The organism is uncultured Methanobrevibacter sp. (assembly GCF_937906425.1).
GTDB lineage: Archaea > Methanobacteriota > Methanobacteria > Methanobacteriales > Methanobacteriaceae > Methanobrevibacter.
Window position 1 is genome coordinate 1 of the sequence record NZ_CALCYR010000069.1, and the last position, 4,926, is coordinate 4,926.

Genomic DNA, 4,926 nt, shown 5'->3' on the forward strand with positions numbered 1-4,926 from the left:
GGGTATTCAGAACAACTCCGATGCGCTCCTTGTATACAGGCACATATTCAAGAGAGGAGCTGCGAGAGAGCTTATAATCTACCAGGAATCCGATGTCGGTTTTATTATTAACCAGGTTGGTATGGACGTCTGTAGGTGTATCTACTATATATTCAGTCCTGATATCAGGATATTTCATCTCAAATTCTGTAGGGATAGAACCCAGATAGTCGGCAACGCTGTAATAAGGTACGCCTATCCTTAAGTGCCCTTTAAGATTGGATTCGATAAGCTCTATCTGTTCTTTAATATCATTATATTCATCGATAAGTCCTTCTGCGCGCTTAAGCAGGAGACGACCGGTCTCAGTGAGCGAAACATTCTGGGTCGTACGATTGAACAGACGGGTACCGAGCTCATTTTCCAGGCTCTCCATATGGCGGGAGAGGGTAGACTGGGAAATGAACATCTTCTGGGAAGCTGTTCTGAAATTAAGCGTTCCTGCAAGTATTAAGAATTCGGAAAAATAATTGATATTCATATACAAAGTATATCATACTGATGCGGAAAATGCATTGGTTAATACGGCTTTAAAAAAAACAAAATAATACTTTTCTAAAAAAAATAATTAAAAATTCTTTAAAATTTATTTTATACAATTAAAATAAAAATAATAATTTTCAATAGCTATGAAAAGATATAAATAAAATGCAAATTAATATTATAATAATTGCTAAAGAAGTCGTTTTAAACTTTTATAATTTTAAATAAAATAAACAAATTATAAAACTTAATTCAAAAATTGAAAATTATTTTATCAATTTATTTAATTTTTATGCAATATACCAAAATGAAAGAAAGAATTTTATGCAAAAACATTAAATAAAATAAAATCATACTTTTATATTCATATAAGTTTTCAATTATCTTCAAAATAAAAGTGAGGTGAAAAAATGGATAATTCCAATATCATAATTTCTGTAATTATTGTATTATGTATTGCTGCAGGCGTAACTGCATATGGAATTAGTGAAGGCGATAATGCAGTATTTAGTGATTTAACCGGATTTTCAGCAGATGGCTCAGATTCTGGAGATGATGGAATAGATGGCATTAGTTTGGATAACGGTGATGATTCTGGATTAAGTATCTCTGACAGCAACAGCGGAAGCTCAAGCTCAAGCTCAAGCGGTTCCAGCAGTTCAAGCTCAAGCGGTTCTAGTTCAGGAAGTGGATCAAATGGCGCTAATGGTGGAAGTTCATCAGGTAATGGAGGAAGCAGTGGTGGAAGTTCATCAGGCAATGGAGGAAGCAGTGGTGGAAGTTCATCAAGTACCAGTAAAATTTCCTCATCCCAAGCAAGCAGCATTGCTAGCGGATACATTGCAGAAGATGGGGCATATGTAGGAAAAGTTACAGACAGCGGATCCATGTACATCTGTTACATTTACAATTCCAATGGAGAATTAGTTGACGCAATTGGAATCAGTTACAGCGGTGCTAACTTAGGAAAAGTTTAAGCAATAAATTTTAGGAGATAAACTCTCCTTATTTTTTTCTTTTTTAAACAGAACAAATTCTTTTTTTAAAATTTAAACTCTAATTTTAAACTAAAACTCTACTTTTAAAAACTAAAATTCTTTTTTAAAATTAAAACTCTAATTTTAAACTAAAACTCTACTTTTAAACTAAAACTCTACTTTTAAAAACTAAAACTCTAATTTTAAACTAAAACTCTACTTTTAAAAACTAAAATTCTTTTTAAAAATTAAAACTCCACTTTTAAACTAAAACCCTACTTTTAAAAAACTAAAATTCTTTTTTAAAAATTAAAACTCCACTTTTAAACTAAAACCCTGTTTTAAACAAATCTAAGCAAATCTAAATAAAAACAACTCTTTTTAAAAAGTTTTATAAAAATAAACTTAAATATCAAAAACCCGATAAAAAAGTAAAATATAGTAAAACATATTATACTTAAAAAATAAAACTTAAACTAACTTTTATTAATCATGTTTACAATAATTTTAAAAAACTTTTTTAATTGAATAATAAAAGGATTAAAGAGGTGATATAATGGATAATTCAAGTATCTTAATATCCATTATCATTGTGTTATGTATTGCAGCTGGTGTAACTGCATACGGATTAACAAATGATAGTAACGCTGTATTTAATGACTTGTCTGGATTTACTCCAGATGCACAAGGAAATACTGGAATTGGAAATAACTCCACTAATGGAACTGAAGGAAGCAGTGTAGCTGGAACAGGGGCTTCATCCGGAACCGGCGGAACTGGCAGTGGAAGCACTGGAACAAGTTCAAGTTCTTCATCAAGCAGTTCAAGCGGTTCAAGTGGCTCAACAGTCAAACACAATATAAGTCCTGAAAGAGCTAAACAAATAGCTGCAAATGCTGCATGGTCTGGTGCATGGTGTTATAGTGTAAAATACAATTCCGGAGGATATTACACTTGTCTTTTAAAAGATGACAAAGGAAATACCGGTTATGCTCTTGTTGGATCAGGTACTGGCAGAATATTAGAAGGATCCTGGAATAAAGAGGTTACAGGAGGAAGTTCATCATCCAGTGACTCAAGTTCAAGCTCCAGTTCTAGTTCTAGTTCCAATAAAACCAACAGCACAAACAGTACAGGATAATTTAAAATTAATAAAATTAAAATTTAAATAAATGAAATAATGAATAAACAATTTAATTAAATTAAAAAAACTAATTAGACACCTTAATTAGAGAAAAAACAAAGCATGAATAATTTAATTAAATGTTTATTTCTATTTTATAAAATAAGGGAATATAAAAGTAAATTTTTAAAAACAATTAATTCTATTCTAATTTTTTAAAAAAGACTAAAAACAATAAATACAATCTAATCTTTAAAAAAAGACTAAAAAACAATTAAAAAAACATTCTAATTTTTTTAAAAAAAAAAGATAAATTTAATTTACCAATACTTTTATATACCATAAAAAACATAATAAATTTATCATGTGAATAAGGGCCCGTAGCCTAGCTGGACAGGGCGTCGGACTTCTAATCCGAAGGTCCCGGGTTCAAATCCCGGCGGGTCCGCTCTTATTACTTTTTTTATTTAACTTTTTAAACATTTTCAACTCTTTTTAGGCAATTTAATAAATGTTTAATAAAAGTAGTAAATTTTAGGCTTGTAGCCTAGTCTGGAAGGGCGTTAGACTCCTAATCTAAAGACCGCGGGTTCAAATCCCGCCAAGCCTGCTTTTTTTAAAACCTAATTTTCATCACAAAAACTAATTTTAAAACAATAATACACCATAAAAAAGACCAAAAAACTAATTTTAAACAATTAACACTAAAAAAAACAAGAACAGAAAAACTAATTTTAATCCAATAAAAAATTTAAAAATCATTTTTAAAAAACAAAAACTAATTTTAATCCAATAAAAAATTTAAAAATCATTTTTTAAAAAACAAAAAAGTGAAAGGTTTTTTAAAAAACTTTAACTAACTAAAAAAAGCTATCCAAGGTGACTGTTGATTCAGATGCCTCCTTCTCTTCAACAAATTCTCTGGAAAAGGAAATCTCACCATATTTTCCCCCGCCACCAGGAGTAATTTCAAGGCTCTTTTTTCTAAAAGACTTAATTCCCTCACAGATCTTTTCATCAACTGATTTTATATCCTCCAATGGAACATTAATCAAAACATCTATTTCAGGGCCAAAACTGTCAATCAACTTTTGCCAAATGCCTTGAACTGTCTTTGTGGTAATTCCCTTTCCATAAACCATTGCAATCATTTCAGCAAGAGGCATCAAGTGAACATATTCAGGTCTATGACTTGGATGATGAGGCTTGTCATAATCTGAAATCTCATTTATCCTAAAATCAACACCCTTTTTAATCCTTCCGCCACAGGAACATTTCATCTTGTCCCTAATTGCAATTTCAGGATCTACAATCCTATAACATTTGGTACATGCAGTCATGTGATACTTGCCCAAATTTGGAAGAAGACCGTAATTTGCCCTTACAGTCTTTTTTGAAAAAGCCTTCCTAAGAGAGGTGTAGGACACATCTTCCATTTCAATCTGATTAAATTCCCTACCTAATCTATGGGGCCAAGGAGAATGAGCATCTGAATTGGATAGAAATACAAAATCAGAAAGTTCCTTTACACAATCAGCCATATCAGTATCTGCAGATAATCCTAATTCAACAAAATCAACCTTCTTTTCATAACAATCATAAATGCTGTCATATGTCTTATACATTCCAGTCCATGGAGTGAAGGCATGGGCAGGACCTATCATACAGTCATATTCACGAACAAGTTCCAATAGCTCAGCCCCTCCCAATGGACTTTTAGGCCTTCCATCAATATTCTTGTTTGCAGAAACAAGCTTGGAAGACAATTCACGAGCAATCTCAAGGCTTGGAATAATGATTAAATGATGGATCTTGTGTTTTCCCTCAACTTCAGTTGTAAGTACAAAATCAATCTCATCAAGACTATAGATTCCATCCCCCTTATATTCAGTGCTCTCCTCAATAATGTCCAACCATTTTGGATGAAAGGCATCACCGGTTCCAATAAGATTTAAACCCTTTTGACGAGACTTTGGAGCAATATTACGTATCACCATATCTTTGGAAGTAGCCATTGAAAAACAACTGTGAATATGTAAATCTGCATTAACTAACATAAATAATGATTAAACTTTTTAGTATAAATATTTTAAAAAAAAACAGCCCTAAAAATGAATTTATATCTTAATAACAAAATTAATAAGAAAATTTAAATTCATTCAAATTAAATATTTTAAAAATAAAAATAAAACTCAAAAAAAAACAAAATAAAAATTAAAAATAAAAAATACAAACCAAATTAAATATTTAAAAACAAAATAAAAATTAAAAATAAAAAATACAAACCAAATTAAATATTTAAAA

The 4,926-nt window shown here is 30.6% G+C and carries 4 protein-coding genes and 2 tRNA genes; 4 read left to right on the top strand and 2 right to left on the bottom strand.

What is annotated here, in order from left to right; all coding sequences use genetic code 11:
- Positions 1-520 (bottom strand): LysR family transcriptional regulator (locus tag Q0138_RS01885; protein WP_346662262.1); only part of this gene is annotated, 520 nt, incomplete at its 3' end.
- A 412-nt stretch (positions 521-932) separates the two neighbouring features.
- On the opposite strand from Q0138_RS01885, the gene Q0138_RS01890 reads away from it, so the two are divergent.
- The 4 genes from Q0138_RS01890 (at position 933) to Q0138_RS01905 (ending at position 3,232) form a co-directional block, all read left to right on the top strand.
- Positions 933-1,499, top strand: a complete 567-nt coding sequence (locus Q0138_RS01890; RefSeq protein ID WP_297980130.1) for an endoglucanase — start codon at positions 933-935, stop codon at positions 1,497-1,499.
- A gap of 556 nt (positions 1,500-2,055) precedes the next feature.
- A complete protein-coding gene (locus tag Q0138_RS01895) occupies positions 2,056-2,640 on the top strand; it encodes a hypothetical protein (RefSeq protein WP_297980133.1) in 585 nt (194 codons plus the stop codon).
- Between the two features lie 356 nt (positions 2,641-2,996).
- A tRNA-Arg gene (locus Q0138_RS01900) sits at positions 2,997-3,070 on the top strand.
- An 88-nt stretch (positions 3,071-3,158) separates the two neighbouring features.
- Positions 3,159-3,232 (top strand) — tRNA-Arg (locus tag Q0138_RS01905).
- A gap of 250 nt (positions 3,233-3,482) precedes the next feature.
- Here the strand turns inward: Q0138_RS01905 and Q0138_RS01910 are convergent.
- A complete protein-coding gene (locus Q0138_RS01910) occupies positions 3,483-4,679 on the bottom strand; it encodes a TIGR00375 family protein (RefSeq protein WP_297980135.1) in 1,197 nt (398 codons plus the stop codon).
- Positions 4,680-4,926 lie beyond the last annotated feature (247 nt).

Excerpts from the sequence above, each read along its gene's own strand:
- Q0138_RS01890 (WP_297980130.1), top strand. The coding sequence starts at position 933 with ATGGATAATTCCAATATCATAATTTCTGTAATTATTGTATTATGTATT.
- Q0138_RS01895 (WP_297980133.1), top strand. The coding sequence starts at position 2,056 with ATGGATAATTCAAGTATCTTAATATCCATTATCATTGTGTTATGTATT.
- Q0138_RS01910 (WP_297980135.1), bottom strand. The coding sequence starts at position 4,679 with ATGTTAGTTAATGCAGATTTACATATTCACAGTTGTTTTTCAATGGCT.